Below are 25,902 nucleotides of genomic sequence, written 5' to 3' on the forward strand. Positions count from 1 at the left end.
CTATCTGTCTAAAGATTATCATTCCAAGGGCGATGGGATGTTCCACCCCTGCCGGAACAGTCCAGCCCGAGAGGAACGATTTCGTCTGTCTGGACCGTGTAATAAGTCTCTCTAGAAGAGAAGTCATATGTCGACGGCGTGAGCAGAGTGGGGCATGGTTGGTCCCACGCAACGACTCGAGTTCGTCTGGAACTCGAGGGCTCGGCGGACGGTGTTGCACACGCTCGCCGCGTCTCCACGCCCTCGGCAGGAGGTGGTCGAGGCCGCGCCCGCGAGCGAGTCAGCTATCTACGACGCCCTGAACCGGCTCCAGCGACGTGGCTACATCTACGAACGCGACGACGGCGACTGGGCGTTGACCGGCACGGGCTGGGCGGTCAGAGACCTGCTGGACGAGATACAGGCCGTCGAGGGAGTCCTGGCCGACGCCGAGGAGTACTGGCGGAACCACGACGTGTCCGCCCTCCCGGAGTGCGGCCGACGGAGCCTCAACCAGCTCGACGGCTGTGAGGTCGTCGAATCGCCCGACGCCGACCCGTTCCGCGCGGCACGATGTGTCAAACAGACCATCGCCGGCGCCGCCGAGGTGGACGTCATCGCGCCGGTGTACGACGACCGCTTCGCGGACGCGCTCATCGGCTGTGACGACCCGACGCCTCGCCTGCTCGTGACGCCCGAACTCCTCCAGGAGACCGAAGGGACGACGGGGCCGAGCGAGGAGGCGACGGCCCACCTCGACATCAGGGTCACCACTGCCGAGTTCGCCATGGCCCTGACCGACGAGGGGCTCTGCCTCTCGCTGCCGACGCTGGACGGCTGCTACGACCCACAGAGCGAACTCGTCGTCGAGACCGAGGCGGGGATCGACTGGGGCAAGTCGGTGTTCGAGCGGGTCTGGACCGACGCGACCCCGGTCGACGCGTTCGTCGAACGATAATCAGGCAACTTTTTCCACCCGTCTCCGTACACGGTAGTATGGAACTGACAACGGAGCAGGCGGCGGTCCGGGACGTCGTCCGGGAGTTCGCCGAGGAGGAACTGCGCCCGGTGGCGGCGGAGTGCGACGCAGAGCAGACCTTCCCGGAGGACGTCTGGGACCAGCTCGCCGACCTCGACCTGACGGGGCTGACGGTCCCCGAGGAGTACGGCGGCTACGACGCCGACCCGATGACGTACGCCATCATCAACGAGGAGATGGCCTACGGGATGCTGTCGGTCGCGACCGCACTCTCGGTCCACGGGCTCGCCACCTCCTGTATCGCCGAGTTCGGCGACGACGACCTGAAGGAAGCCTGGCTGCCGGAGATGGCGCAGGGTCGCCCCATCGGGGCGTTCGCACTCTCCGAGCCAGATGCCGGCTCGAACCCGGCCGAGATGTCGACCGTCGCCCGCCGCGACGGCGACGAGTTCGTCATCGACGGCAAGAAGCAGTGGATCACGAACGGGAAGCGAAGCGACGTCATCATCCTGTTCGCGAAGACCGACCGCGACGACCCCGGTTCCATCACCCAGTTCCTCGTCCCCAAGGACGAGGTCGAGGGGCTCGAAGTCGGCAAGAAGGAGGACAAGCTCGGCCTGCGCGCCTCCGACACGACCACGCTGATGTTCGATGGGGTTCGCATCCCCGAGGAGTACCAGCTCACCGAGGAGGGCAAGGGCCTCTCGGCGGCGTTCCACATCCTCACCGGGGGACGCATCGCCATCGGCGCGCAGTCGGTCGGCCTCGCACAGGCCGCCTTCGACGAGGCACTGCAGTACGCCCAGGACCGCGAGCAGTTCGACCAGCCCATCTCGGACTTCCAGGCCATCCGCCACAAGCTCGCGGACATGCAGACGAAGATCACCGCGGGTCGCCTGCTCACCCGCGAGGCCGCCCGCAAGAGAGCCCAGGGCGACCAGCAGGAGACCGCGTTCGCCGCCTCCCAGGCCAAGTACTTCGCCAGCGAGGCCGCCATGGACGTGACCAACGAGGCCGTCCAGATTCACGGTGGCTACGGCTACACGACCGACTTCCCGGTCGAGCGCTTCTACCGCGACGCGAAGATCCTCACCATCTACGAGGGCACCTCGGAGATCCAGAAGAAGATCATCGCCCGTCACCTGCTCGACTGACCGAAAGCAGACAGCAGATTTATCAGTCCCTCAGGCGAGTCCAGAACGATGGATGGTGGCGACCGGACCGTCGTAGACGAACTTCTCGGGGTGTTCGACCCGGCAGACGCCCGGCAGCGACGCGTCGAACTCGAACTGCTGCCACTGCGAGACGGGACCCAGGTCTCACGGACGTTCACCGCGACGGACGCTGACGGCGCTCGCTACACGACGACCGGGGCCGCGGCCGTCGACGCGCACCTCACCCTCGAAGGGGCACGGCTCGACATCACCGAGACCGCCGACACCGACCACGGGCGACGGGTCGGCTACGCCCCCGCGCTCCGCCAGCGCGAGGCCGAACCGGTGGTCCGTGACGCTGTCTCGTTCCGGTGGGTCGCGGACCGGTTCGTCCGCGAGGAGGTCTCCCTGCCCGACCGGCGCGACCGCCCCCGCGAGTTCTGGTATCGCTGGTACGACGACGACCGCGAGGGACCTGTTGCGGAGACGCTCGCCCCCGCGGTCCGGTCGGTCGGTGAACGACTGTTCCAGGTCGCGACGGCCCGGTCGACCCGCAACGATGCCGTGACCGTCGAAGACGCCGACGGGACGATGCGCGTGACCGCGCCACGACCGGCCGGCCGGAGCTTCACCTGCGACGCCTCGGTCCGCAACGGCGAACTGTTCCTGACCGGGCTGGCCGAACACCGTCGACACGACCCGCGGGCCGCGGCGACGGCAGGCGGCTCCGGCCGCGAACCCGGCAGTGGCACCGTCCAGACGCACCACGAGGACGTGGCCGTCGCGGTCGCGCCGCCGTATCCGATTACGGCCGAGGACGCCCGGGTGACGGTCACGGCGGACCAGCTCGTCGCGGTCGTCCCGCGCTGTCCGCCCAGCGACCGACAGGACGGGGTCGTGACCGTGGAGTGGGCCTGAGCCGGTCGGCGACTCCCCCGAAGCTCTCAACGAGGCGAAAAAACCCCTATAGCGTCGCTTCTCGAATCCTCCGGACAGTGCCAGAGACAGTCTCACCGGACGCGCTGACGTGTCGACTCACCACCGCTATCGGCGAGACCGACTCGGTGACGCTCAGGGTCGCAGCGACCGGTGACGGCGGCACCGAGGTCGAGCGCGTCGTCCATTCGGGCGACGACGAGCTCTCGGCGACGACCACGCTCTCCCAGCCGGTCACCCTCGATTGCTCGCAGGTCGTCGTGACACGGCTTTCCCAGGCGACGGGCGGCATCAAGCTGGTCAGACCGGTCCTCCGCCCGTGTGCCGCGGACACCGCGGTCGAGGCCGAGGCGACGTTCCACCGTGACGGCGAGGCGTTCACCCGCGAGGGACGCCAGGGCCCACCTTCGGCCCCTGCCAGTGCTCCCTCCTACACCTGGCGTCGGCTCCAGGGTGGCGGCTTCGTCGCGGGAACGCTCGTCCCGGCTATCGGCAGGCTCGTCGAGCGCGTCGCGATGGCGCGCCAGCGACACTCGGTCGACGCCACGGTCACGGCGACGCCCGACGACCTGCGACTCGCGTTCGACCGACTCGCCCAGCCCGAACAGCACTACGACTGCCGGGTCGAGAACGGGGCCGTCTGCGTCTGGCTGCTCGGCGAACGCGAGACGGCGGATGGAACCGACCGGACCGAACACTCGGTCCGGTTCGTGCCGCCGTTTCCCGTCACTGCGGCAGACGGGGCGGTCACCGTGGGCGAGGACGGCATCGTGGTCACCGTCCCGCGCGTCGGGCAGGCGGACCGGCGCGACGGCTCGCTGGACGTCGAATCGGTCGAAAACGGTGCGCGAGAGAACGCGGTCGCGGACGCCGATTAGTCGTCGGCCTCGACGCCTTCGGTCTCGGGAGTGACCCCGTCAGAACCGGTGTCGGTCGCGTCCTCGTCGGCCGGCGCGTCGACCGGCTCGACCGTCTCGCCGGCAGAGCTGGCGTCGTCGACGACGGAGTCGGCAGTGTCGTCGGCGTCTGCCTCGTCCGTCTCCTCCGCCGTCGATTTGCTCTCGTACGGGGTCGCCGGAATCCCCGTGACGGTGACTCCCGGTTCCACGTCGGTCGTGAGCACCGAGCCGGCCCCGACGCGCGAATCGTCGCCGAGCGTGATGTCGCCGATGAGCGTGGCGTTCGCACCGATGATGACGCGGTCGCCGACCGTCGGGTGGCGCTTCTCGGGGCGCGGGGAGTTCCCGCCCAGCGTGACCCCGTGGTACATGTGCACGTCGTCGCCGACGATGGCGGTCTCGCCGATGACGACGCCCATCCCGTGGTCGATGACGACCCGGCGACCCAGCGTTGCGCCGGGGTGGATCTCGACGCCGGTCATGAAGCGGACGAACTGCGAGAGGACGCGCGCCGGCAGGTGATAGCCCGCGTTCCAGAGCCTGTGCGCGACACGGTGGCCCCAGACGGCGTGCAGGCCGGCGTAGCAGGTCAGCGCCTCCAGCGTCCCGCGCGCGGCGGGGTCACGGTCGAGCACGGCCTTGACGTCCTCGCGCACCATGCGGATGGCGCGAAGCAGTGTCATCACGGCCACACCCCTGCAGTGTGCCAATTGTTCGCATGGCCACCGTCGTCGAGACGGCAGCAACACCCCGACCGAGACTGCGTCTGGTCGTGGACGTTCCCACCGGAAGTGACGGTGACCGTCATACTCTGTCATGCGCTTGCGACGATGAAAAACTACGCGGTTTCTGGGGGGACGTTACTCGCGAGGGACCCCGAACCGACCCGCTTAATCGGCTGGCTTCCGTACTGCACTTCGTGACTCGCGAGTACGAGGGCATCGTCTACGACCTCGATGGGACGCTCGTCCGCCTGAACGTCGACTGGGCGGCGGTCGCCCGCGACGTGGCCGCGGTGTACGAGGACGCCGGCGTCTCGCCCGAGGGCCGGGACCTCTGGGGACTGTTCGAGGACGCCCACACCCACGGCCTGCGCGACCCGGTGCACGAAGCCATCGCGGTCCACGAGCGCGAGGGTGCGCGCAACTCCGACCGGCTCTCGCTCGCCGACGACCTCGCCGACGACCACCGTCCCATCGCGGTGTGCTCGCTCAACTGCGAGGCCGCCTGCCACATCGCCCTGGAGACCCACGACCTCGCGGACCACGTGGCCGCGGTCGTCGGCCGCGACACCGTCGCCGAATACAAACCGCATCCCCAGCCGTTGCTCGCGGCGGTCTCGGCTATCGAACTGGAGCCCGGTACCGTCGTCTTCGTCGGCGACACCGAACGCGACGAGGAGACGGCACAGCGGGCAGGACTCGACTTCGAGTGGGTGTAGCGACCCGAGAAGGGTCCGGGTGGTCTCAGGCCGGGGTCAACCCGCGGACCCGCTTCGCGTAGATGAACACGCCGATGGCGGTGAGGAACCAGACGATGGCCCCGATTCTGACGGCGAACTCCGCCCTTGCACTCCACGTCTGGAGGTCGAAGAGTATCGAGAAGATCGCCACCAGCGGCGCGCCGGTACAGATGGTGACGACGAAGGTGGTCTGCATGACCCAGGCGTAGAGGTCGTCGGTCTCGACGGCCTCGCGGGTGCTCGGCCCCGACGACGCGTCCTCGGCGTCGGCCTCGCTCTCCGAATCGGCTTCCTCGTCCGGCACCGAATCGACCTCCTGTGACACGCCCGAGACTGCGGCCGCCACCACATAAGCACTGCCGGTTTCGCCGACAATCGGCAGGCGTTTGAACCCCCCTGTGCAAATCTTGCCTATGCCAACCACGGTGCGAGACGTGCTCGCGAAGTCGGGGGAGGAGCCCATCACGATGCTCACCGCCTACGACGCGGTGACCGCCGAGATCGTCGACGAACGCGGTATCGACATCATCCTCGTCGGGGACAGCCTCGGCAACACGGTCCTCGGCCACGACTCGACCCTTCCGGTCACGGTCGACCAGATGGCGAGCCACACGGCCGCGGTCTCGCGCGCCACCGAGAACGCCCTCGTCGTCGCGGACATGCCGTTCCTCTCCTACGGCCACGACGACAAGGAGAGCATCCAGAACGCGGGGCGCATGCTCAAGGAGGCGGGCGCGCACGCGATCAAAATCGAATCGGGGCCCCACACCGTCGAACTCACCGAGAAGATGGTCCAGCTCGGTATCCCCGTCCAGGCCCACCTCGGGCTGACGCCCCAGCGCGTCAACCAGCTCGGCTACGCGCGACAGGGCACCTCGAACGAGGAAGCCGAGCGCATCCTCGACCTCGCGCGCCAGCACGAGGAAGCCGGTGCGTTCTCACTCGTCCTCGAACACGTCCCCGCGAACGTCGCCGCGAAGGTGACCGAGGCCATCGACATTCCGACCATCGGCATCGGGGCCGGCCCGGACTGTGACGGGCAGGTGCTCGTCGTGGACGACGCGGTCGGCCTCTCGGACTGGACGCCGTCGTTCGTCAAGGAGTTCGGCAACCTCCGCGAGGAGATGGCGGATGCCATCGACGGCTACCGCGAGGCCGTCGAATCCGGCGAGTTCCCCGGCGAGGAACACAGCCACGTCGAAGAAGACCTGGACGAGCTGTACTGAGGACTGCCAGCTTCGGCCAGTCCTCGACCGAGAGCGTACTAGAGCCTAGTAGAGCCTAGTAGAACCTATTCTTCCAGCCGCTCACAGAACCCCGCGACCGCCGCATTGAACGCCTCCGGCTGCTCCAGCATCGCGAGGTGGGCCGCCTCCTCGACGACCGTCAGCTCGCAGTCGTCGATGCGCTCGGCGAGGAACTCGTGGTAGTGCGGCGGCGTCAGGTAGTCGTGTTCGCCGACGAGACAGAGCGCGGGCACGTCGATATCCCCGACGTCGTCACGAACGTCGTACTCGTGGCAGGTCAGGAAGTCCCGCTCGGTGACAGCGCGGCCACAGGCGCGCATCCCCTGGATGGAAAGCTCTTCGAGCTGTGGGTCCGGGTCGTGGAACAGCCTGTCTTCGCCGTGCAGGAACTCGACGGCGCGGTCGAAGTCGGTCGCCAGCCACTCGCGTAAGTCGTCGAGGACGGCGAGCTTCGCGCCGGTGCCCGCGAGAACCACGCCGTCGAAGTCGTGGTCGCGCTCGAGCAAGACGTGCAGGGCGATGGCACCACCGAGGGAGTTCCCGACGACGACCCTCGCGTCGGTCTCCTCGGCGACGGCCAGCACGTCGTCGGCGTACGCCGAGAGCGTCTCGTACCCGGGGTCGGCGTCGATGTCCTCGCTCTCGCCGTGGCCGCTCAGGTCGAGCGTAATCACCGGTCGTTCGTCGCTCAGGCGTGCCTGGGACTTCCAGAGGTGATGTGTCCCGCCACTGCCGTGGACGAACATGACCGGAGCCCCGTCGCCACCGCGGTCGGATACCTCGTACGCCGTCGTCCGTCCGTGGTGCGTGATAGTCTGCATACCTGTGGCTTGGTCGGTCGACGGCATAAAGCCTAAGGCGACGTGAACCGCAGTTACATCGTAGTCAGTCGAACCCGCTCCCGTACCCCGATTTTGGCGTCGGAGGGTTTATATAGTAGGAAGACTAACTTAGGGTTAGCAAGAACATGCACTTACAAGAATTCGTCTCTGGAAGCGAGCGGTTCGTTCGCCACTACGCTTACGACGACGTGCACGTCATCGCCGCCGACCTTGGCACCCTCGGTTCTGAGGCGACCGTGGACGTCGCCGGCAACACCGTCATCGTCGTTCCGAGCGACGACCACGACCAGTTCGAGATAGACGTCCCCGGTGCAGCGCGAGCGTTTATCAGAAACGGCATCCTCACTATCGAAGTGGAGGTCGATGCATGAAACTCACCGTCAAACCACTCAAACAGAAGGACGCGGGCCGCGGCCTCGCCGCCATCGACCGCGTCTCGATGCAGGAACTGGACCTGGAGAACGGCGATTACATCGAGATCAGCGGCAAGGGTGACGGCGGGGCCGTCGCCCGCGTCTGGCCTGGCTACCCCGAAGACCAGGGCCAGAAGGTCATCCGCATGGACGGTCGTATCCGCCAGCAGGCCAACGTCGGTATCGACGACCGCGTCGAGGTCGAGAAGGCCGACGTCAAGCCCGCAAAGAGCGTCACCGTCGCGCTCCCGCAGAACCTCCGTATCCGCGGGAACATCGGCCCGCTCGTCCGCGACAAGCTGAGCGGGCAGGCGGTCACGGGCGGTCAGACCGTCCCGTTCTCGCTCTCCTTTGGCCCCATGGCCGGGAGCGGCCAGTCCGTCCCGCTGAAGATCGCATCGACCCAGCCCTCTGGCACGGTCATCATCACCGACTCGACCGACATCCAGATCAGCGAGAAGCCCGCCGAGCAGATAAGCGGTGGCGTCAGTGCGGGCGGCCGCGAGGGCGTCCCGAACATCACCTACGAGGACATCGGTGGCCTCGACAGGGAACTCGACCAGGTCCGCGAGATGATCGAGCTGCCGATGCGCCACCCCGAGCTGTTCAAGCAACTCGGCATCGAGCCCCCGAAGGGCGTCCTCCTGCACGGGCCGCCGGGCACCGGGAAGACCCTCATCGCGAAGGCCGTCGCCAACGAGATCGACGCGCACTTCCACACCATCTCGGGCCCCGAGATCATGTCCAAGTACTACGGGGAGTCCGAGGAGCAACTCCGCGAGGTGTTCGAGGAGGCCGAAGAGAACGCCCCCGCCATCGTCTTCATCGACGAGATCGACTCCATCGCATCGAAGCGCAGTGAGGCCTCTGGCGACGTGGAACGCCGCGTCGTCGCCCAGCTTCTCTCGCTGATGGACGGGCTCGAAGAACGCGGCCAGGTCACCGTCATCGCGGCGACCAACCGCGTCGACGCGCTCGACCCCGCGCTCCGCCGCGGTGGGCGCTTCGACCGCGAGATCGAGATCGGCGTCCCCGACAAGGAGGGCCGCCTCGAGATCATGCAGGTCCACACCCGAAGCATGCCGCTGTCGGACAGCGTGGACCTCGACCAGTACGCCGAGAACACCCACGGGTTCGTCGGCGCGGACATCGAGAGCCTCGCGAAGGAGGCTGCGATGAACGCGCTCCGGCGCATCCGCCCCGAACTCGACCTCGAACAGGAGGAGATCGACGCCGAGGTCCTCGAGAACCTGAAAGTCACCGAGGGCGACTTCAAAGACGCGATGAAGTCGGTCAAACCCTCGGCGATGCGCGAGGTGTTCGTCGAGGTCCCCGACGTCACGTGGAACGAGGTCGGCGGGCTCGGAGACACCAAAGAACGTCTCCGCGAGACCATCCAGTGGCCGCTCGACTACCCCGAGGTGTTCAAGTCCATGGACCTCGAAGCGGCCCGCGGCGTGTTGATGTACGGCCCGCCGGGCACCGGGAAGACCCTGCTCGCGAAGGCCGTCGCCAACGAGGCCAACAGCAACTTCATCTCCATCAAGGGGCCGGAACTGCTGAACAAGTACGTCGGCGAGTCCGAGAAGGGCGTCCGCGAGGTGTTCGAGAAGGCACGGTCCAACGCACCGACCGTCATCTTCTTCGACGAGATCGACTCCATCGCCACCGAACGTGGCCGCCACTCCGGTGACTCCGGCGTCGGCGAACGCGTCGTCTCCCAGCTCCTGACCGAGCTCGACGGGCTCGAGGACCTGGAGGACGTCGTCGTCATCGCGACGACCAACCGCCCAGACCTCATCGACAGCGCACTCCTGCGCCCTGGCCGGCTCGACCGCCACGTCCACGTCCCCGTCCCCGACGTGGACGGTCGCGAGAAGATCTTCGAGGTCCACACGCGGAACAAGCCGCTCGCAGACGGTGTCGACCTCCGCTGGCTGGCGAAGAAGACCGAAGGCTACGTCGGCGCGGACATCCAGGCCGTCTGCCGCGAAGCCTCACTCGCCGCGACCCGCGAGTTCATCAACACGGTCTCACCCGAGGACATGGACGAGTCCGTCACCAACGTCCGCATCACCAAGGAGCACTTCGAGCACGCGCTCGACGAGGTCACCGCGAGCGTGACCGAGGAGACCAAAGAGCGCTACAACGAGATCGAACAGCGCTTCGGCCGGGAACAGCCCGAACTCGAGGAGCGCGAGTTCGGTCGGACGTTCCAATAACGAGGACCTTTTTCGGCCTCGGGTTTCCTCGCACGCCTTCGGCGTGCTGCGGGAACCTCTCCTTGAAAAAGCTACGCTAAAAAGGCTGCTCGCTCGGTCTCACGGGCCTGCGGCCCGTTCGACATCGAGGTGACACAGTCACCTCGCTTCGCTCGCAGGTGCTACGTTCTACTACGACCGCGACCGCAACGGCCACAGCGATAGCGACACAGCGACGAGAATCGAAATCTGTCGCGAGACTGACCACAGAGAACCCGAGTGACAGTCACTCCTCTCGTGTCGGCAGAACGAGCTGGACGCGGTTGCCGCCCTCCGGCAGTGATTCGACCGTGATGTCCCCGTTCGAGAGTTCCACGACCCAGTAGACGAGCCACAGGCCCAGACCGCTGCTATGGTAGATGTCGTCCATCTCGTGGTCGCCCGTGAGGACGCAGGCCTCGACGTCCGGTATCTCCGCCGCGTCGTCCTCGACAGTGAGGGTGAGCGTGTCCTCGCCCTGTTCGATGCCGACCCAGGCTCTCGGCTCCTCGCTCGCGTTGTGGGTTATCGCGTTCTCCAGGAGTTCCAGGGCGGCGAGCCCGAACTCGTCGATGACGAACGCGTACGCCTCGTCCGGGACATCGGACTCGATTCGAGCCCGTGGGAAGCGAGCCAGGAGTATCTCGATGCTTTCGGCGACGAGGCTCGCGACGTCGAGTCGCCGGGGCCTGACCGTGTCGGTGATGACGTCGATTATCTCTCGTTCCTTCTCCGCACTCGCGAGGAGTTCCTCGCCCGTCTGGCGAATCACCGCGGTCCGGTTCACCATCTCGGGGACGTCCTCTTCGATGAGTTGTGCGTTCCCCAGGATGACACCGAGGCTGTTGCGCAGGTTGTGCCGCAGGAGATTGTCCATCACGTACAGCTGCCGCTCTCGCCGGTATCGGTCCGTGATGTCCCGGCAGAACCCCGTCACCCTGACGACCTCGCCGTCCTCGAATACCGGCTCGCCCTGGACCCAGAGCCACGCATGATAGTCCTCGTCCGGGCCGACCCGGAACTCTATCTCGACGGACTCGCCCCCTGAGAGGCGCGCCATCGCGTCCTCGACCGCTGGCACGTCCTCGGGATGGATCTGTTCGAGAAACACGCTCGGGTTCGATTCGAGCGCCTCGACGGGCTGACCCCACACCGCCTCGTATGCCGGATTGACGAACAGCAGTTCGGACCAGTCCCTGTCGAACATCCACAGCACCTCGCCGGTCGTCGAGGACAGTTCCTCCAGCCGGGTGGTGGTCTCCCTGCTCTCGCGCTGGGCTTCGATTCGGTCGGTGATACACCGCGAACTCACCACGTACCCATCGAGCGAGTCGTCGGTCACGTTCGACATTCGAGCCTCCAACCACACCCAGGACCCGTCTTTCGTCAGGTGACGGTACTCAACCGTCGTCTCGGTGTAGTTCTCGTTCTGTATCGTTCGCTCGAACGCCGCTCGCACCCGCGCCGTATCGTCCGGGTGGAGGTACTCGAACGCGTTCTGTCCGATGAGCGTCTCGGGGTCGAAGCCCAGGATCCGTCTCGCCCCCTCGTTCGCGTACGTGACCTCGCCGTCCGCGTCGAGGAGGACGATCTTGTCCTGCGTGTGGTCGAGCAACACCCCGAGAGGGCCGGCCGACGCCATTTGGATAAATGACACCGTTCGGGTAGTAAAAACCAGTCCCTAATCGAGAACGACGCGGTGACCGTCGGGGGCACCGCTAGAACCGACGGCCGGTCAGTCCAGATTCAGGTCCGCGAGAATCGTCTCCGCGTGTTCCTCCGGGTCGACGCCCTCGTAGGCGAGTTCGATGGTCCCCTCCTCGTCGATGACGTACGTGTTGCGGAACACGCCGTCGAAGGTGTTGCCGAACATCTTCTTCTCGCCGTAGGACTCGTAGAGGGTCGACACCTCGCCGTCCTCGTCGGAGAGGAACGTCACGGGCAGGTCGTGGTCCGCCTCGAACTTCTTGAGGTCCGAGACGGTGTCGTCGCTGACGCCGAGGACCGCGATGTCGAGGTCCTCGTAGCTGTCCCAGTTGTCGCGGAACGAGCAGGCCTGCGTGGTGCAGCCCTCGGTGTTCGCCCGGGGATAGAAGTACAGGACGACGCGCTGGCCGCGGTAGTCGGACAGCGCGACGGCCTCACCGTTCTGGTCGGACAGTTCGAAGTCCGGAGCTTCCTCGCCGATATCGAGCATAGCCGCGGCAACGAAACGGGGGCTAAAGTTGATTTCGTTTTACAGTTGTTCGACCGAATCGCCGACCGCGAGGTCGCCGGTCTCGACGATTTCGGCCCGCAGACCGCCCCGGTGGACCAGCGACGAGACCGCGCCCTCCTTCGTGAGCGATTCGAGATACGAACAGGGCTCGCACAGTTCGACGCCGCGACACACCGCGTCCCCGACGCGGAACTCCTCCTCGACGAGGTGGTTCAGGGCGACGCCGCGGGTCGTCACGTTCCGGCGATGCTCGCCCGGTTCGAGCGTGAAGTCGTGGTCGCGCTCGGCGGCTTCGAGGGCCTCGGCTTCGATGAGCGTGATACCCCGCGGCATCCCGTCCGAGAACGTCCCCGACTCGTCGAAGTAGCGGTCTCCGCGTAGGCCCGCGCCCGCCACGGCTTCGACCGACTCGACGGCCTCGACGGGTTCGCCGGACTCCCGGGCGATGTGGATAGACTCGACCGTGCCTGTCATGGGAAAACCTTGGTGAAGGGCCGCGAAAAAGCTACTCCAGTTTCTTCGCGGCGTCGCGTTCGACCAGCGGGTCGGCGTTGGCCGACGGGAGGTCGACCACGTCGTTCGCCGAGAGCGAGTACTCGCGCTCGTCGACGCCGAAGATGTCGCCCACGTCCCGCGTGATGAGTACCTCGGTCCGTTCGACGTCCTCGGCCGCCGCCGGCTCATCCTGTCCACCTGTCGCCTCGGAGGTGGAGTCAGCGTCGGCTTCGGGGTCGGTCGGCTCCTGCGGCGGCGCGCCCTGCGGGGCCGGGTCCTCGGCGCGCGAGGCATCGCCCATCACGTCTGCCGCCGAGACGCCGCCGTCCTGTGAATCCGCGTCTGCGGGGCTATCGTCCGCGACTGCGCGCGCCTCGGCGGCCGAGATGTCGGAGTCGCCGCGGACGTCAGCGTCGTCGCCGGCCGTCGAATCTGGTGTTGAAGAAGCGGTCTGGTCGGTGGCTCCGGGCGGGTCTGTCGCCGGGTCGGGGTCGAACGTCGGCGCGGGGTCGGCCGTGGGGTCTGCATCCGCGCCGTCGTCACCCTCTTCGGCTGCCTGGGCAGCCGGTGTGGTCTGGGCGTTGCCGGAGACCACTTCGAGCATGTGCCCCTTGTTCTCCTCGATGCGGCTGACGAGGTCGTCGTAGAGGTGGCGTTCCTCTGCCGTGAGCCCCTCGACCTGCTCGGCGTTGGCCATGTCCGCCGCGGCGAGGCTGGCCTGCTTGACCAGCTTCCCGAGGCGGCGCTCGTAGAGGGACTCGGCCGCGTTCTTCGCGGTCTCTATCTCGTCGGTGAGGCGTTGAATCTCGGGCGAGGAGAAGGGGTCCTCGGCCTCGGCCGCGGCCTCCTCGCGCGTCGCCTTCAGCTTTTCGACGTACTCGGCGACCTCCTGGTAGAACGAGTCGCGCAGTTGCTGGAGTCCACCCTTCTGCCGTTCCGTGTCGAGCGCGGAGCGAAGTTCGTTGAGATTCATTCTTTCCCCTTCTCAGCCTGCCCGCGGGCCATCAAGAACACGCCCACGTATTCCGGTACAGTGTGTGCGCCTCGCTCCAACGTAAATGTACCGCCACCAAGATGTACGTCGACCGGGTCGGGAACGGTGATCTGTATCTCACTGCCGATGAACGTCCGCGGGACGGCGTCGTGGAGCGGGTCGAACTCGGCCAGTTCGGCTCGCGGGATGCGTTTGACCTCCAGCCCGCTCCCGCCGTGGAGACTCCCCGGCAGCCGGATGAGGCGGTTGATGTCGGTCGTCACCGGCTCGTCGATGGGCGCGGTCTCACCCGTGAACGTCTCCTCGGCGAGGGTCCGGGCGAGGGTGAGAAAGGCCGGGTGGACGTCGACGTTGCCCGCGCGAATCTGGTCGACGTTCGTCTTGACCGCCCGCAGGATGCCCTGGGCTTTCTTCTCGCCGACGCCGTCGAGCGACTGGAGCCGGTCCAGTGCGTCGTCGTCGTCCAGTTCGAGCAGGTCGTCGACGTAGTCGTCGATCCGTCGCTGGACACGTCGTCCCCAGCCGCCGGTGGTATCGAGCGTCCGCTTGTCCGCAGGGTTCTCGAGTCCCATACCCGCGACCGCCTCGTGCTGGAGCAACGTGTCGAAGTCGACGTCGCTCGCGAGCACGTAGTCGACGATCTCGCGCCGATGGCCGCGACCGAGTTCCTTCACGCCCTCGTCGCGGACGTGAACGTGGTACCCTCGCCCCCCGGAGAACACGACGGTCAGGTCGTCGAACCCGAAGTCGTCCTCCAGCAGGTCGAGGAGTCGAAAGAGCGCACCCTTGCAGGTTTCGAGCATCTCGCCGTACGAATCCGTCTCGGGGTCGACCCCCGGCAGGTGGTCGGCGTCGAGGTCGAAGACGAGGTCCGAGGAGCGCCACCCCTTCTTCGACATCGAACTCGCACCGGGGTCGTCGTAGCGCCCGGCCGAGAAGTAGACGTGGCGCGGGCGCTCGTCCGCGAGGAAGGTCTCAAGGTCACCGATGTCCAGCCAGGAGTTGTGCCGGACCATCGTCGTCCCGCCGGTACTCCAGGTGACCCAGCCCCACTCACGCTCGTTCGCGTCCGGCGGGGGCGTCACCGACAGCTGTCGATAGTGGTCGCGGAAGCGACCGCGGAGGTACCGTCGGGTGCGCTCTTCCATGGCTCTCGATTCGTTGGGGGAGGTGTCTAAAGAACCTAGCGGACTCCACTCGTCGGCGGTCCAGAACGGGACCTACCGTCGCATGAACTCCGAGAGTCTGGCGGTCAGACTCGCGTCGTCACCGAGCTTCAGATAGTAGGCGTCACCGCCGTCTTCGTAATAGTTGTCGATGCGTCGTTTGATGTCGAACCCGAGGTGCTCGTAGAACCGTAGCGCGTTCTCGTTCGTCGTGCGTGCGTGGCATGTCACCGAACGGTGCTCCTCCGCGACCATCGCGACGAGCTTCTTCCCGATGTCCTCGCCACGGTGACTGGGGTCGACGGCAAGAAAGAGGATGTACCCGTCTCGACGGACAGCACAGAACCCGATGATGCTCGGGGTCACGCCGTCCTCGACGAAGAGGTGGACCTTCGAACGACGGTAGGCGTCGCTGAAGAACCCCTTTCGCTGCTTGAGGACGCCCTCACGCTGTCGGATGCGTTCTTTGAGCTTCCACGCATCCTCGACGTACTCGTCGTTCCCCGGACCGACGACGCGCGTGTCGATGTTGACGCTCACTGTTCTGTAAGTGGTGGGTACGACGATATAATTCCACCGGCAGTCCCAGGGGGACCACGGGCCACTGAACCCTCCTGCGGGGTGTGGGTACCGCGGTCTGGGGCGGTCGAACCGTGTTGGCCCTGGTTTTTCAACGCCCCGACCCGTTTGCGTTAGCAATGCTGTCAGCAGATGGGAAGGAACTCGAACGCACCCGCGAGGCCGGTCGGACCGTCGTCGATACCATCAGGGACGCCTTCGTGGCCGGACTGGCCATCGTCGTCCCCCTCATCGTTACGGTCGTCGTCCTGAACGTCCTCGCCGGGTACGTGTTCGCGTTCCTCTCCGTCTTCGTCGAGTTCCTCCAGGCGTACAACCTGAGTCCGGCCGAGGCACAGCTCTTCGCGGCCATCACGCCCGCGACCGCCGACCTGGTCCTGCAGGCCCTCACGCTGGTTCTCCTCGTCGGGACCATCCTCAGCCTCGGCTTTCTCACGCGGTTCACCTACGGCGAGCGCGGCATCGAGTACGCTGACGCCCTCATCAGCGCGATTCCGGGCATCGGCTCGGTGTACGACAGCTTCCGGGAGATGTCGAACGTCATCGTCGAGAGCGACCAGCAGAACTTCCGTGACGTGAAACTGGTCGAGTTCCCCCAGAAGGACACGTACACGCTCGGGTTCCTCACCGCCGACACACCGTCCGCACTCCAGGCAGCCGCGGGCCGCAACGACATGGTGACGCTGTTCCTCCCGCTCGCGCCCAACCCGGTGATGGGCGGGAACCTCGTCCACGTGCCCGAGTACCGCGTCGAGGACGTCGATATGACCGTCGAGGAGGGTATCCGGACCATCGTGACCACGGGCGTCGCGACGGGTGACGCCGCGTCGAACGGCGATGCACGTCTCTCCGAGGCCGAACTCAGCCAGATGGCGGCGTTCGAGCAGGCCGAAGGGCGCATGGACCGCCGACCGGAGGACGAGGCGACCGACCCCATCGAGAACCGACAGACAGAGGCGGACGTGGCGAGTAGTGACACCCCATGAGCTTCCAGCTCCGCGAGCACACCGCCGACGTGGCCGTCGAGGCCACCGGCGACTCCCTCGACGAGACGTTCGCCGCCGTCGCCGACGGCCTCACCGCCGCGATGTGCGACGAGTGGCCCGACTCCGGCGACCGTTTCTCGGTCGACATCGACGCCGAGAACGTCGAAGCCCTCCTGTTCGACTACCTCGACCAACTCATCTATGAGCGCGACGTGCGCCTCGTCCTGCCGGTCGACAACCAGGCGACGGTCCAGGAGCGAGCCGGCGAGTGGCACCTGGCCGGGAGCGCACGGGGCGTCCCCCTGAGCGACGTGAACGCCCGCGACATCAAGGCGGTCACCTACTCCGACATGACCGTCGAGGAGACCGACGACGGCTGGCGGGCGTACGTCGTGCTGGACGTCTGATTCCCCGGTGGGCGGGAGAAACCGCGGGACCATCAACGAAATCCTTTCCGGGGTGCCGCGTCCATCTTCAGGTATGGACACCTACGAGGCAGGCGACGTCACCCTCCACAAGGTTCGTGACTACGTCTGGGAGATTCCACAGGAAGGGGAGATGCGCGTCCCGGCACGCGTGCTCGCCAGCGAGTCGTTGCTCGAGGAGATAAGCGACGACAAGACGCTCGAACAGCTGAAGAACTCGACTCAGCTCCCCGGCATCACGAAGTACGCCATCTGCATGCCCGACGGGCACCAGGGGTACGGCTTCCCCGTCGGCGGGGTCGGTGCGATGGACGCGAAGGACGGCTGTATCTCGCCGGGCGCGATCGGCTACGACATCAATTGCGGCGTCCGCATGATGAAGACGAACCTGACCTACGACGACCTCAAGGGTCGCGAGGAGGAACTCGTCGAGGCGCTGTTCGCCAACATCCCGTCCGGGCTCGGCGGCGGCGGCGTGTTCGAGGGGACCATCGACGACATCGAGAACATCCTCGACCACGGGATGGAGTGGGCGCTGGCCAACGACTGGGCCGTCCCGGAAGACCTCGAACACTGCGAGGACGAAGGCGTGCGCCACGACGCCGACCCCTCGAAGATATCCCAGAAGGCGAAGGACCGTGGCAAGAACCAGGTCGGCAGCCTCGGCTCGGGCAACCACTTCCTCGAAGTCCAGCGTGTGACCGACGTGTACCGCGACGACGTCGCAGCAGAGTTCGGCCTCGAGGAGGACCAGGTCGTCGTCCTCATCCACTGTGGCTCGCGCGGCCTCGGGCACCAGACCTGCACCGACTACCTCCGCAAGATAGAGAAGACCCACGCGGGCCTCCTCAAGCAGCTCCCGGACAAGGAACTCGCCGCCGCGCCTGCCGGCTCGCAACTCGCCGAGGACTACTACGGCGCGATGTGTGCCGCCATCAACTTCGCGTGGGTGAACCGCCAGCTCATCATGCACCGCACCCGGCAGGTGTTCGAGAAGGTGTTCGGCCGCGACTGGGAGGACATGGAGATGGACCTGCTGTACGACGTGGCCCACAACATCGGGAAGAAGGAGACGCACAGGGTCGGCATCGACGCGAACGGCGAGGCCGTCCCCGACGAGGATGCCGTCGAGTTCGAGGAGCGCGAACTGTACGTCCACCGCAAGGGGGCCACCAGGGCCTTCCCCGCCGGCCGACCCGAACTCCCGCCCGCCTATCAGGACGTGGGCCAGCCCATCATCATCCCCGGCAGCATGGGCGCGGGCAGCTACGTCCTCCGCGGCGGCGAGAACTCGATGAAGGAGACGTTCGGCTCGACCGCTCACGGTGCAGGCCGGCTCATGAGCCGCACCCAGGCGAAGAAGGACTACTGGGGCGGCGACGTGCAACAGGAGCTTCGCGAGCAACAGCACATCTACGTCAAGGCCCAGTCCGGCGCGACCATCGCCGAGGAAGCCCCTGGTGTGTACAAGGACGTGGACGAGGTCGTCCGCGTCAGCGACGCACTCGGTATCGGGGACAAGGTCGTCCGGACCTTCCCCGTCTGCAACATCAAGGGCTAGCGACTCTCAGCGGTCGTCGAGCCCGTGACGCTCCTCGTCGCTCTTGTTCATACTGACCAGTTTTCCGAGCCCGAGTGCCGCCGCGAGCCCGCCCAGCCCGTACGCCGCGACCAGCGACTGGGACGACTCGAACCCCAGCGATTCGACGACGCTCTCGCTGGTACCGTACTTTCCACCGGCGGCGGCGACGATGGCGAGCAGACTCGTCACGAGCAGGAACAGTGCGACGCCGGCGACGAACTTGCGCTGTCGGTCCGAGAGGTTCACGCCGACTCACCCGTTCTGTCACCGGTGACCACCACGGCGGTCGCGACCGCGAATCCGCCCACCGCGGCCACGAGAGCAACGCCCACCAGCAGGTCCACCCGTCCGAGGAACTCGCCCTGAACCAGGCCGCCGGGCAGCGCGACCGCCAGCGCCAGCGCCAGCGCGAGTGCGGTCGTCACGACACAGACCGGGAAGCCAATGCGGTAGAGCCGGTAGAAGGGACCGTCAGTCCCGCCTCGCTTCCGAACCCACCAGTGGAGAACGCCGAAGGGGAGCAGCGTCGCGACACCGAGAGCGAGCGCGGCGGTGCTACTCATCGCTTCGAGTTCCGCAGTGATGCCAGTTCAATGTTTTCCGGCAGTCGGGCGACGAGCGTTTATCCGTGATGGGGCAGCCAGACACTGCGTGGTCTGAGAGCAGTCACGTTCCGGCCGAGGCGGTTGTGCGGCACACCGGGCGTGCGACCGAGAGCTGGTGCCGCCTGTTCGCCACCATTCGAGCCCCGACTCACTTCACCCGGTACGGGTTGTCGTCGTCCCCCTCGTCGTCTTCCGGTGGGAACTCCTTGCGCGCGCTGAGCGTGATGCTCGCCTCCGGCGTGTCTTCGTCTTCCCAGGGGCTCTCGTACACCGAGAGCTCCGTCTCGGTCACGTCCCAGCCCTGTTCTTCGAGCAGGCGAACGAGTTCGCGCTGGTGGTCGAGTATCTCGTCGTCCATCATCGCCCTACAGAACAGGGCGAGCTAAAAAGGACACGCCCCGGTCCCTACGCGTTGAAGTCGAACCGCGGTCGGTCGATGTCGGGCATCCGGTGGGGGACCTCCTCGCCGTCTGCGAACTTGACGAAGTTCAGGTAGAACGTCCGACCGCAGCCGTCCTGGTCCGGGTCGGCGTCGCCGAGACAGACGAACTCCACCCCGTCGGCGTCCTCGTACTCGCCCGTCGTGCTCTCGTAGGTCCAGCCGTCGAGCGGTTCCCTGGTGACACACTTGTCCGCCATGTAGGCGTCGCGCTCCAGGCTCGTGAGCGCCTCGCAGTACGGACAGTAGTACGTGACTTCGACCATGCCGGTCGTTGGGACCGGACGACCTTAGCTGGGCGGCTCCCGGGCGACCCGACCCGCGTAGTGGAAAGGATTTTCACCGCCACCGCAGACGGTTAGGACATGATAGACGAGACAGTCGAGGAGATCGAAGAGATGCAGACGCACTCCTCGTCCGTCGTCGCCATCAAGGCGACCGAAGCCCTCCGTGAGTTGCTCGACCGCGAGTACGCGACGGTCGAGGAGTTCGAGCGCGGGCTGGAGCGCAACGCGAAGGCGCTCCAGCGGGCGAACCAGTCCCACGCCTCCCTCCACAACGCGATGCGGGGGGTCGTCGATTCGGTGGCCCGGGCCGAACCGGAGACCGTCGACGACGCGAAGGCCGCGCTGAGCGAGGCCATCGAGTCGGTCGTCGACGACGTGGAACACGGCAAGCACCGTGCCGCCGAGAACGCGAAGTCGCTCGTCGAGGACGGCACGACCATCCTGACACACGACTACTCCTCGACCGTCCTCGAGGCCATCGAGCTGGCGACCCGCGATGGCGCGTACATCGACGTCTTCGTCACCGAGGCGCGCCCGCGCTACCTCGGCCGGAAGACGGCCCGGACCCTCGCCGGGAACGACCGTGTCGAGACCCACCTGCTCACCGACAGCGGAGCAGGCTACTACATGGACGAGTGCGACCGGGTCCTCATCGGGATGGACTGCATCGTCGAGGACACGCTGTACAACCGCGTCGGGACCTTCCCCATCGCGGCGACGGCGGCCCAGTGCGACGTGCCGGTGACCGTCGTCGGCTCGGGTGCGAAGGTCATCGAAGACGGGTTCATCTTCGAGAACGAGTTCCGCTCGCCGAGCGAGGTCATGCGCGAGCCTGCAGAGGGCTTCGACGTGCGCAACCCGGCCTACGACGAGACGCCGGTGTCGCTGCTGGAGTCGGTCGTCACGGACAACGGTGAGAAAGAGCTCTGAGTCGGCGGAAGAACGGCCTCAGCGGTCGATTTTAGGGGGTTCGTTCCGGCCGACCGTTATCTCGTGTGCCTCGATGTCCTCGAGTGCGGCCACGCGCCCACCGACAGTGAGCGCTTCGCCGTCCTCGGTTTCGAGGGTGAGTCCGGCGACCTCCTCGGTCATCTCGAAGGAGATGTCCGTGATGAGGCCACGGACGATGCGGGGCGCGCCCGTCTCCACGTCGCGGCCCTCGATGGTCGCGTAGAACTCGCCACCTTCCTCCATGAGGTCCTTGACGGTGCGCCGAATCGAGGAGTAGCGACGGGGGAACGGTCGGTCCTCGCCGTTGCTGTAGAGTTCGCTCGCGGTCGTCCAGAGGACGGTCCCGAAGAAGCCAGAGACGAGGAAGCCGAGCGCGGAGCGGTTGAAGATGACGCCGTAGCGGTCCTGGTCGTCGCGGAGCGCGTCCTGGGTCGCGTAGATGGAGTACTCGCCGTCGGCGACCGCGATGACCGGACTGGTGATGCCGCGGCGAGCCCGCACCGAGGTCGCGACGCGGCTGTAGTCGTACTCGTCCGGGTCCGGCGCGCTGGAGGCGGGCGTGACGAGCAACTCGATGCTGATACCCTCGTGGTGCCGGGTCGCGAGGAGGTCCTGGAAGCGTTCGAGCAGGTCCGGCGTCAGGGAGAGCGAGAGTTCGTACTCGGCGGCGTCGATGACCTCCTCGAGGTACCGGAGGATGGTCGAGCGCGACTTGACGAGCGACACTGCCTCTGTGTCCCGTGCGGGTGCGGTGTACCGGGCCGCGAGCTCGTCGACCATCTCGACGAGCGACGACTGCACGTCCGAGAAGGCGTCGTCGGGGTCGACCGCGATTATCTTCATCGGGCGGGACTCGCGGAGTTCGACGAGGCCCCTGTCGGAGAGGCTTCGGACCGTGTCGTACACGCGGGGCTGGGGAATCTCCGTCCGGTCGGCGATTTCGCTCGCCGTGAGCTGGCCGTGGTCGAGGACGGTGAGGTAGGCGTCTATCTCGTACTCCCCGAGATTGAACCGGTCCCCCACGCGTTCGATGGTTCCGCGGAGATCGTCTGATGGCATATCGTACACACTGCGGGCTGACCCTAAATGATTTACTGAAATCCGAGTAGCACTGGGTTCCAGAATCGAATCCTGTCAATGTGGGCGATGTTCGACTGCGCCCATCCACAGCGGTGGCCGGTTGGTGACTGTCTGAGCGACCTGTGACAGCACTGTCAGCATCCGAAACGTTATCGGCGGCTATCGTCGATTAGCGCTATGAACGTCGAACCGACGACACTCGACGGGGAGTACGTGCAGTTAGAGCCGCTGTCCGTCGAGGACCACCTCGACGGGTTGCAGACGGCCGGGGCCGACCCGGACATCTTCCGCTGGTTCGCCGACGACTACTCCACGCCGGATGCGATGCGGGCGTTCGTCGAGGAAGCGCTGTCGGCGCAGGAGGATGGGACCTCTCTTCCGTTCGCGACCGTCCGTCAGCAGACCGGGGAGGTGATCGGCTCCACCCGGTTCTGTGCCATTCGGCCGGCGAACCGGAGCGTCGAGATCGGCTGGACGTGGGTGACCCCTGACCAGCAACGGACACCCGCCAACACCGAGGCGAAGTACCTCATGCTTCGACACGCGTTCGAGCACTGGGACTGCGTCCGCGTGCAGTTCGAGACCGCAGCCCGGAACCAGCCAGCACGGGATGCGCTCGACCGTATCGGCGCGACCGAGGAGGGTATCCTCCGAAAGCATATGCTCATCCACGGCGAGCCCCAGGACAGCGTCTTCTGCAGCATCCTCGACTCCGAGTGGGATGCGGTCGAAGCTGACCTGGCGGCCAAGCTCGACCGCCCGTTCCCGGAATGATCTCACCGTCGGCACGCCGACAGAGTCTCTTCGAGCGGGTCTCGCCTTCTCTCCGTCTTCCCAACCCTTTTCTCGGGTGGGCGTGAGGGGTCGAACATGCCAGCGGGCGCGGTCTTCGACCAGGACGGGACGAACACGTCGGCGACGACGGCCCCCGGGGCCGAAACCACGACGACCTCGCCTGGCGGGGCGGGTGACGGCTCGAATCCGGGGACGACGACGACCACCGACGACGCGAGTGGCGTCGACGCCGTGAGCGACGTTCTCGCCGGGCAACTCGACCGAATCGTCCCGGAGTGGTTCCCCAGCGACCAGCTGGTGAACCTCGTGCTGGCGGTGGCCATCATCGTCTTCGCCTGGTACCTCTCGAAGCTCGTCGTCCGGCTGTTCGGCCGAACCATCGCGCAGCGACTCCAGCGCCCGAGTGTCACCCGGACGGTCCTCCGGATGGTCCGCCTCGGCGTGATGGGCCTCGCGTTCGCTATCGCCGCACCACTCGTGGGCCTCGGCCTGGGGAACGTGTTGCTCTCGGTGACGGTGTTCTCTGCCGTGCTCGGTATCGTCCTCGCACCCATCGTCGGGAGCATCATCAACGGGGTATTCGTCCTCGCCGACCAGCCCTACGAGATCGGCGACATGATAAAACTCGCGGACCGGCAGACGACCGGCTTCGTCGAGGACATCACCATCCGGTACACGAAGATATTCACGCTCGACAACACGTTCCTCGTCATCGACAACTCCTCTATCCGCGGCCGGGACGTCATCAACTACTCCGCGGAGGACGAGCGGACACGACTGTCGCTCTCCATCATCGTGACCTACGAGGGTGACCTCGACGAGGCTCGCGAACTCATCGCGGACGCGGCCAAGGAGGTCGACATGGTCATCCCGGGTGGCCCGGACATCCGCATCGGCGCGGCGCGATACCCGGCAGCCCCGACGTGTTACATCGACGACTACGCCGACCACGGCGTCAAGTTGACGCTGCGCTACTGGGCGAAACAGCCCTACAAACTGCTGACCGTCCGGTCGAAAGTGCAGGAGAACGTCTGGACGAAGCTCGAAGACGCCGACGTGGCCATCGCGTACCCGCACTCGCACGTCGTCTTCGACGAGACGAGCGGCGAACTGCCCGTCTCGATGGACGGGAACGGCCATGCGCGCCCGGGTGGGTCGGGGAGCGCTGGCGCCCATGGAGCTGCCGAGGGTCCGGGCAGTGCAGGTGGCACCGGCTCGATGGAGTCGGACTCACCGGGAACCGGCGGTCGCGGGCCCGAATAACCCGTCAGGCCGCCTTGACGGTTATCACTTCACAGTCGAGGTTCCTCCTGAGGTACTGGTCGATGTTGGGGTCGTCGACGAGTTTCTGGAGCATCCGTCGCCAGCGGCCGGCCTGCTTGTTCCCGATGACGACGATGTCGGCGCTTTCGGACGCGATCTCGTCGAGGATGGTCTCCTCGACCAGGAAGCCACGCCGGACGACGTACCGGACGTGTTCGAGCGGACCGAACTCCCGCTCGGTCGCTCGCTTCAGGTCGGCGCGAGTCACGCGCTTGGACTCCTGGTAGAGGTTGACGTGGAGGACGGTCAGCGCGGCTTCGTGCTCGCGAGCCACCTCGACAGCCGATTCGAGGGTGCGACGGGAATGCTTCGTCAGCGGATACCGGACGGGGACCACGACGCGTGTCATCTGGCGAATCTAGTCGACGATTACACGTAACGTTTCTCACTCATCAGCGTCGCGGAGTAGGTACCCAGCCTCAGTCGTCGCCGTTCCAGACGATACGGCCCTCGACGACGGGGTCGACCCCGCACTCGCGGGCGTAGGCGGCCAGCACCTCGTACTGGATGTCGAAGGTTCCCGTGCGGTGCTGGTCGTCGAGCGCCGGGAACTCGTGGTCGGTGTGGAACAGGTAGTCCGTCGTCGCCAGCGTGTAGGTCGCGTCGGGGTCGATGGGCTCGCCGTCGACGGTCGCCTCGACCAGTTCGTGGGTCTCGCGGTCCCAGGTGACGTGCGCGCCGGAGAGGTGGGCGTGCCACCAGTCGGGTTCGCCGAAGGCGACGTTCGCTCCGCTGGCCTGCCGGAGCGTGTCGAGCAACTCCTGTCCAGTCAGTTCGGCGACCGTGACGGGTTCCTTGAACGGGACGACCGAGATGAGGTCGCCGACGGTCACCTCGCCCGCGAGGTCGTCGCCTTCGCGGATACCGCCGGAGTTCTGGAGTCCGACATCGGATCGGGTCGCCCAGCGGTAGGCGTCGGCGACGAAGTTCCCGATTCGGCTCTCACCGCGGAAGGCTGCCGCGTGGCTGCGTGCGATGGGTTCGTCCACTTCGGCGACGACCTCGGTCAGGTCGGCCTCGTCCATCCGGGCGCGGAGCGCGTCGGCGACCGACTCGTCGAGAGGGCCGTCGCTCGGGTCGTGACGGGTCGCACTCGCGCCATCGGGGCCGAGTTCGACCTCGAAGATGGCTGCACCGTTGACGCCCGGGCGGACCAGCAGCGTGTCGTCGATGTGCTCCTCGACGACGCTGTGGACGTGGCCGCCGAGGATGCAGTCCACGTCGACCGAGACGGCGAGCTCCTCGTCGTCGCTGCCGAGGTGCGACACCGCCACGACGTAATCGACGCCCTCGGCGCGAAGGTCTGCGACGGCCTCTTCGGCAGCCGCGATGGGGTCGGTGAAGCGCAGGCCGGTGGCCGCCGGGTTGATGGAGGGCGTCCGGGGGTCGGTGACACCGAAGAAGCCGATTCGGGCACCGTCGACCTCCCGGATGGTCCACGTCTCGGTGTGGGCTGTGGCGAAGCGGTCGCCGTTCTGGCGGACGTTGGCGGTGAGCCAGGTCTGGGGCGAGTCGCGGACGAGGTCCTGGGTCGCCTCGGCCCCGAAGTCGAAGTCGTGGTTCCCGAAGGTCTCCAGTTCGGCGTCGATGGCCTCGAAGAAGTCGATAGCCTGGCGGCCCTCGTTGACCAGCGCGAGCACGCCCGGGGCGGTGTTGTCACCGGTCCCGACGACCAGGGCGTCGTCGCCGTCGCGGTCCTGGATGGTGCCGGCGAGGCGACCGATGCGCTCGGGGTCGTCGTAGGCGTTCTCGACGTCGGAGTAGTGGAGAAGACGGGGGGACATACACGGTTGCTTGCGGTGGGTCTCGCAAGTACGCTTCGACAC

29 protein-coding genes and 1 pseudogene are annotated in these 25,902 nt (G+C 66.5%); 14 read left to right on the plus strand and 16 right to left on the minus strand.

The features are described 5' to 3' along the window. The first annotated feature begins 154 nt into the window (after positions 1 to 154). The 4 genes from ACSC1S_RS10095 (at position 155) to ACSC1S_RS10110 (ending at position 3,926) form a co-directional block, all read left to right on the plus strand. Positions 155 to 937: a helix-turn-helix transcriptional regulator gene (locus ACSC1S_RS10095; protein WP_435364179.1), complete on the plus strand. Its 783-nt coding sequence runs from the start codon at positions 155 to 157 to the stop codon at positions 935 to 937. Positions 938 to 975: 38 nt separating this feature from the next. After that, positions 976 to 2,112: an acyl-CoA dehydrogenase family protein gene (locus ACSC1S_RS10100; protein WP_435364180.1), complete on the plus strand. Its 1,137-nt coding sequence runs from the start codon at positions 976 to 978 to the stop codon at positions 2,110 to 2,112. A 48-nt stretch (positions 2,113 to 2,160) separates the two neighbouring features. Further along, the gene (locus tag ACSC1S_RS10105) at positions 2,161 to 3,030 is read left to right on the plus strand and encodes a hypothetical protein (protein ID WP_435364181.1); all 870 of its coding nucleotides are present in this window, start codon (positions 2,161 to 2,163) and stop codon (positions 3,028 to 3,030) included. A 77-nt stretch (positions 3,031 to 3,107) separates the two neighbouring features. Further along, a complete protein-coding gene (locus ACSC1S_RS10110; RefSeq protein WP_435364182.1) occupies positions 3,108 to 3,926 on the plus strand; it encodes a hypothetical protein in 819 nt (272 codons plus the stop codon). Positions 3,927 to 4,120: 194 nt separating this feature from the next. On the opposite strand, the pseudogene cysE reads toward ACSC1S_RS10110, so the two are convergent. Then, positions 4,121 to 4,630, minus strand: a pseudogene (cysE, locus tag ACSC1S_RS10115) (serine O-acetyltransferase); the annotation flags it as partial. Positions 4,631 to 4,866: 236 nt separating this feature from the next. On the opposite strand from cysE, the gene ACSC1S_RS10120 reads away from it, so the two are divergent. Then, complete coding sequence (locus tag ACSC1S_RS10120; RefSeq protein WP_435364183.1) at positions 4,867 to 5,388, plus strand: HAD family hydrolase; 522 nt, start codon at positions 4,867 to 4,869, stop codon at positions 5,386 to 5,388. A 25-nt stretch (positions 5,389 to 5,413) separates the two neighbouring features. Here ACSC1S_RS10120 and ACSC1S_RS10125 read toward each other — a convergent pair whose 3' ends face one another. Further along, entirely contained in the window at positions 5,414 to 5,605 is a 192-nt protein-coding gene (locus ACSC1S_RS10125; RefSeq protein WP_435364603.1) for a DUF5822 domain-containing protein, read from the minus strand. A 217-nt stretch (positions 5,606 to 5,822) separates the two neighbouring features. Here ACSC1S_RS10125 and panB point away from each other — a divergent pair, with 217 nt between their 5' ends. Further along, the gene (gene panB / locus ACSC1S_RS10130; protein ID WP_435364184.1) at positions 5,823 to 6,635 is read left to right on the plus strand and encodes a 3-methyl-2-oxobutanoate hydroxymethyltransferase; all 813 of its coding nucleotides are present in this window, start codon (positions 5,823 to 5,825) and stop codon (positions 6,633 to 6,635) included. A 65-nt stretch (positions 6,636 to 6,700) separates the two neighbouring features. Here the strand turns inward: panB and ACSC1S_RS10135 are convergent, their stop codons facing one another. Then, the gene (locus tag ACSC1S_RS10135; protein WP_435364185.1) at positions 6,701 to 7,477 is read right to left on the minus strand and encodes an alpha/beta fold hydrolase; all 777 of its coding nucleotides are present in this window, start codon (positions 7,475 to 7,477) and stop codon (positions 6,701 to 6,703) included. A 146-nt stretch (positions 7,478 to 7,623) separates the two neighbouring features. Between ACSC1S_RS10135 and ACSC1S_RS10140 the strand changes: the two genes are divergently transcribed. Beyond that, a complete protein-coding gene (locus ACSC1S_RS10140; protein WP_435318743.1) occupies positions 7,624 to 7,869 on the plus strand; it encodes a DUF7127 family protein in 246 nt (81 codons plus the stop codon). Beyond that, positions 7,866 to 10,133, plus strand: coding sequence for a CDC48 family AAA ATPase (locus tag ACSC1S_RS10145; protein WP_435364186.1), 2,268 nt, complete (start codon positions 7,866 to 7,868; stop codon positions 10,131 to 10,133). Before ACSC1S_RS10140 ends, ACSC1S_RS10145 begins: the two co-directional genes overlap by 4 nt. A gap of 265 nt (positions 10,134 to 10,398) precedes the next feature. On the opposite strand, the gene ACSC1S_RS10150 is transcribed toward ACSC1S_RS10145, so the two are convergent. The 6 genes from ACSC1S_RS10150 to ACSC1S_RS10175 form a co-directional block, all read right to left on the minus strand. Next, the gene (locus tag ACSC1S_RS10150) at positions 10,399 to 11,793 is read right to left on the minus strand and encodes a PAS domain S-box protein (RefSeq protein WP_435364187.1); all 1,395 of its coding nucleotides are present in this window, start codon (positions 11,791 to 11,793) and stop codon (positions 10,399 to 10,401) included. Positions 11,794 to 11,886: 93 nt separating this feature from the next. Then, positions 11,887 to 12,348 carry a thioredoxin-dependent thiol peroxidase gene (gene bcp / locus ACSC1S_RS10155; RefSeq protein WP_435364188.1) on the minus strand — a complete coding sequence of 154 codons (462 nt, stop codon included), beginning with the start codon at positions 12,346 to 12,348 and terminating at the stop codon, positions 11,887 to 11,889. 39 nt (positions 12,349 to 12,387) lie between these two features. Next, positions 12,388 to 12,843, minus strand: a complete 456-nt coding sequence (locus tag ACSC1S_RS10160) for an MOSC domain-containing protein (RefSeq protein WP_435364189.1) — start codon at positions 12,841 to 12,843, stop codon at positions 12,388 to 12,390. Positions 12,844 to 12,874: 31 nt separating this feature from the next. Further along, a complete protein-coding gene (locus tag ACSC1S_RS10165; protein ID WP_435364190.1) occupies positions 12,875 to 13,837 on the minus strand; it encodes a hypothetical protein in 963 nt (320 codons plus the stop codon). Then, positions 13,834 to 15,006 (minus strand): DNA primase small subunit PriS, encoded by a 1,173-nt coding sequence (priS, locus tag ACSC1S_RS10170; RefSeq protein WP_435364191.1) that lies wholly within the window; start codon positions 15,004 to 15,006, stop codon positions 13,834 to 13,836. Before priS ends, ACSC1S_RS10165 begins: the two co-directional genes overlap by 4 nt. A 72-nt stretch (positions 15,007 to 15,078) precedes the next feature. Continuing rightward, on the minus strand, positions 15,079 to 15,564 hold the full coding sequence (locus ACSC1S_RS10175; RefSeq protein ID WP_261651734.1) for a GNAT family N-acetyltransferase: 486 nt from the start codon (positions 15,562 to 15,564) through the stop codon (positions 15,079 to 15,081). 158 nt (positions 15,565 to 15,722) lie between these two features. Here ACSC1S_RS10175 and ACSC1S_RS10180 point away from each other — a divergent pair, with 158 nt between their 5' ends. The 3 genes from ACSC1S_RS10180 (at position 15,723) to ACSC1S_RS10190 (ending at position 18,575) form a co-directional block, all read left to right on the plus strand. After that, positions 15,723 to 16,589, plus strand: a complete 867-nt coding sequence (locus ACSC1S_RS10180) for a DUF502 domain-containing protein (protein ID WP_435364192.1) — start codon at positions 15,723 to 15,725, stop codon at positions 16,587 to 16,589. Then, entirely contained in the window at positions 16,586 to 16,996 is a 411-nt protein-coding gene (locus tag ACSC1S_RS10185) for an archease (RefSeq protein WP_435364193.1), read from the plus strand. Before ACSC1S_RS10180 ends, ACSC1S_RS10185 begins: the two co-directional genes overlap by 4 nt. 73 nt (positions 16,997 to 17,069) lie before the next feature. Beyond that, positions 17,070 to 18,575: an RtcB family protein gene (locus ACSC1S_RS10190; RefSeq protein WP_435364194.1), complete on the plus strand. Its 1,506-nt coding sequence runs from the start codon at positions 17,070 to 17,072 to the stop codon at positions 18,573 to 18,575. Between the two features lie 6 nt (positions 18,576 to 18,581). Here ACSC1S_RS10190 and ACSC1S_RS10195 read toward each other — a convergent pair whose 3' ends face one another. The 4 genes from ACSC1S_RS10195 to ACSC1S_RS10210 all read right to left on the minus strand — a co-directional run bounded on the left by ACSC1S_RS10195 (position 18,582) and on the right by ACSC1S_RS10210 (position 19,906). Then, positions 18,582 to 18,842, minus strand: a complete 261-nt coding sequence (locus ACSC1S_RS10195; RefSeq protein WP_435364195.1) for a hypothetical protein — start codon at positions 18,840 to 18,842, stop codon at positions 18,582 to 18,584. Next, positions 18,839 to 19,159 carry a hypothetical protein gene (locus ACSC1S_RS10200; RefSeq protein ID WP_435364196.1) on the minus strand — a complete coding sequence of 107 codons (321 nt, stop codon included), beginning with the start codon at positions 19,157 to 19,159 and terminating at the stop codon, positions 18,839 to 18,841. The genes ACSC1S_RS10195 and ACSC1S_RS10200 overlap by 4 nt, the downstream gene beginning before the upstream one ends. A gap of 190 nt (positions 19,160 to 19,349) precedes the next feature. Continuing rightward, a complete protein-coding gene (locus ACSC1S_RS10205) occupies positions 19,350 to 19,559 on the minus strand; it encodes a hypothetical protein (protein WP_435318754.1) in 210 nt (69 codons plus the stop codon). Between the two features lie 47 nt (positions 19,560 to 19,606). After that, a complete protein-coding gene (locus ACSC1S_RS10210; protein WP_435318755.1) occupies positions 19,607 to 19,906 on the minus strand; it encodes a DUF7969 family protein in 300 nt (99 codons plus the stop codon). Between the two features lie 99 nt (positions 19,907 to 20,005). On the opposite strand from ACSC1S_RS10210, the gene ACSC1S_RS10215 reads away from it, so the two are divergent. Next, positions 20,006 to 20,857: an eIF2B alpha/beta/delta subunit family protein gene (locus ACSC1S_RS10215; RefSeq protein WP_435318756.1), complete on the plus strand. Its 852-nt coding sequence runs from the start codon at positions 20,006 to 20,008 to the stop codon at positions 20,855 to 20,857. Positions 20,858 to 20,875: 18 nt separating this feature from the next. On the opposite strand, the gene trmB is transcribed toward ACSC1S_RS10215, so the two are convergent. Then, positions 20,876 to 21,937: an HTH-type sugar sensing transcriptional regulator TrmB gene (gene trmB / locus ACSC1S_RS10220; protein WP_435318757.1), complete on the minus strand. Its 1,062-nt coding sequence runs from the start codon at positions 21,935 to 21,937 to the stop codon at positions 20,876 to 20,878. Between the two features lie 198 nt (positions 21,938 to 22,135). Here trmB and ACSC1S_RS10225 point away from each other — a divergent pair, with 198 nt between their 5' ends. Together ACSC1S_RS10225 and ACSC1S_RS10230 are read left to right on the plus strand one after the other, a co-directional pair. Continuing rightward, a complete protein-coding gene (locus tag ACSC1S_RS10225) occupies positions 22,136 to 22,732 on the plus strand; it encodes a GNAT family N-acetyltransferase (RefSeq protein ID WP_435364197.1) in 597 nt (198 codons plus the stop codon). Positions 22,733 to 22,828: 96 nt separating this feature from the next. Continuing rightward, entirely contained in the window at positions 22,829 to 24,016 is a 1,188-nt protein-coding gene (locus ACSC1S_RS10230) for a mechanosensitive ion channel family protein (protein WP_435364198.1), read from the plus strand. Between the two features lie 4 nt (positions 24,017 to 24,020). Here the strand turns inward: ACSC1S_RS10230 and ACSC1S_RS10235 are convergent, their stop codons facing one another. Together ACSC1S_RS10235 and ACSC1S_RS10240 are read right to left on the minus strand one after the other, a co-directional pair. Further along, positions 24,021 to 24,425 carry a universal stress protein gene (locus ACSC1S_RS10235; RefSeq protein ID WP_435318760.1) on the minus strand — a complete coding sequence of 135 codons (405 nt, stop codon included), beginning with the start codon at positions 24,423 to 24,425 and terminating at the stop codon, positions 24,021 to 24,023. A gap of 70 nt (positions 24,426 to 24,495) precedes the next feature. After that, positions 24,496 to 25,860, minus strand: a complete 1,365-nt coding sequence (locus tag ACSC1S_RS10240; RefSeq protein WP_435364199.1) for a bifunctional metallophosphatase/5'-nucleotidase — start codon at positions 25,858 to 25,860, stop codon at positions 24,496 to 24,498. Between the last annotated feature and the right edge of the window lie 42 nt (positions 25,861 to 25,902).

It is taken from the genome of Haloarchaeobius pelagicus, assembly GCF_051207375.1.
Lineage (GTDB): Archaea > Halobacteriota > Halobacteria > Halobacteriales > Natrialbaceae > Haloarchaeobius.

Bases quoted from the DNA above. Each gene is read 5' to 3' on its own strand.
- ACSC1S_RS10105 (WP_435364181.1), top strand. From the start codon at position 2,161: ATGGATGGTGGCGACCGGACCGTCGTAGACGAACTTCTCGGGGTGTTC.
- ACSC1S_RS10095 (WP_435364179.1), top strand. From the start codon at position 155: ATGGTTGGTCCCACGCAACGACTCGAGTTCGTCTGGAACTCGAGGGCT.
- ACSC1S_RS10205 (WP_435318754.1), bottom strand. From the start codon at position 19,559: ATGGACGACGAGATACTCGACCACCAGCGCGAACTCGTTCGCCTGCTC.
- ACSC1S_RS10165 (WP_435364190.1), bottom strand. From the start codon at position 13,837: ATGAATCTCAACGAACTTCGCTCCGCGCTCGACACGGAACGGCAGAAG.
- ACSC1S_RS10185 (WP_435364193.1), top strand. From the start codon at position 16,586: ATGAGCTTCCAGCTCCGCGAGCACACCGCCGACGTGGCCGTCGAGGCC.
- ACSC1S_RS10145 (WP_435364186.1), top strand. From the start codon at position 7,866: ATGAAACTCACCGTCAAACCACTCAAACAGAAGGACGCGGGCCGCGGC.
- ACSC1S_RS10225 (WP_435364197.1), top strand. From the start codon at position 22,136: ATGAACGTCGAACCGACGACACTCGACGGGGAGTACGTGCAGTTAGAG.
- ACSC1S_RS10240 (WP_435364199.1), bottom strand. From the start codon at position 25,860: ATGTCCCCCCGTCTTCTCCACTACTCCGACGTCGAGAACGCCTACGAC.
- ACSC1S_RS10180 (WP_435364192.1), top strand. From the start codon at position 15,723: ATGCTGTCAGCAGATGGGAAGGAACTCGAACGCACCCGCGAGGCCGGT.
- ACSC1S_RS10235 (WP_435318760.1), bottom strand. From the start codon at position 24,425: ATGACACGCGTCGTGGTCCCCGTCCGGTATCCGCTGACGAAGCATTCC.
- ACSC1S_RS10215 (WP_435318756.1), top strand. From the start codon at position 20,006: ATGATAGACGAGACAGTCGAGGAGATCGAAGAGATGCAGACGCACTCC.
- ACSC1S_RS10230 (WP_435364198.1), top strand. From the start codon at position 22,829: ATGCCAGCGGGCGCGGTCTTCGACCAGGACGGGACGAACACGTCGGCG.
- trmB (WP_435318757.1), bottom strand. From the start codon at position 21,937: ATGCCATCAGACGATCTCCGCGGAACCATCGAACGCGTGGGGGACCGG.
- ACSC1S_RS10150 (WP_435364187.1), bottom strand. From the start codon at position 11,793: ATGGCGTCGGCCGGCCCTCTCGGGGTGTTGCTCGACCACACGCAGGAC.
- ACSC1S_RS10200 (WP_435364196.1), bottom strand. From the start codon at position 19,159: ATGAGTAGCACCGCCGCGCTCGCTCTCGGTGTCGCGACGCTGCTCCCC.
- ACSC1S_RS10210 (WP_435318755.1), bottom strand. From the start codon at position 19,906: ATGGTCGAAGTCACGTACTACTGTCCGTACTGCGAGGCGCTCACGAGC.
- ACSC1S_RS10190 (WP_435364194.1), top strand. From the start codon at position 17,070: ATGGACACCTACGAGGCAGGCGACGTCACCCTCCACAAGGTTCGTGAC.
- ACSC1S_RS10140 (WP_435318743.1), top strand. From the start codon at position 7,624: ATGCACTTACAAGAATTCGTCTCTGGAAGCGAGCGGTTCGTTCGCCAC.
- priS (WP_435364191.1), bottom strand. From the start codon at position 15,006: ATGGAAGAGCGCACCCGACGGTACCTCCGCGGTCGCTTCCGCGACCAC.
- bcp (WP_435364188.1), bottom strand. From the start codon at position 12,348: ATGCTCGATATCGGCGAGGAAGCTCCGGACTTCGAACTGTCCGACCAG.
- ACSC1S_RS10135 (WP_435364185.1), bottom strand. From the start codon at position 7,477: ATGCAGACTATCACGCACCACGGACGGACGACGGCGTACGAGGTATCC.
- ACSC1S_RS10125 (WP_435364603.1), bottom strand. From the start codon at position 5,605: ATGCAGACCACCTTCGTCGTCACCATCTGTACCGGCGCGCCGCTGGTG.
- ACSC1S_RS10100 (WP_435364180.1), top strand. From the start codon at position 976: ATGGAACTGACAACGGAGCAGGCGGCGGTCCGGGACGTCGTCCGGGAG.
- ACSC1S_RS10160 (WP_435364189.1), bottom strand. From the start codon at position 12,843: ATGACAGGCACGGTCGAGTCTATCCACATCGCCCGGGAGTCCGGCGAA.
- panB (WP_435364184.1), top strand. From the start codon at position 5,823: ATGCCAACCACGGTGCGAGACGTGCTCGCGAAGTCGGGGGAGGAGCCC.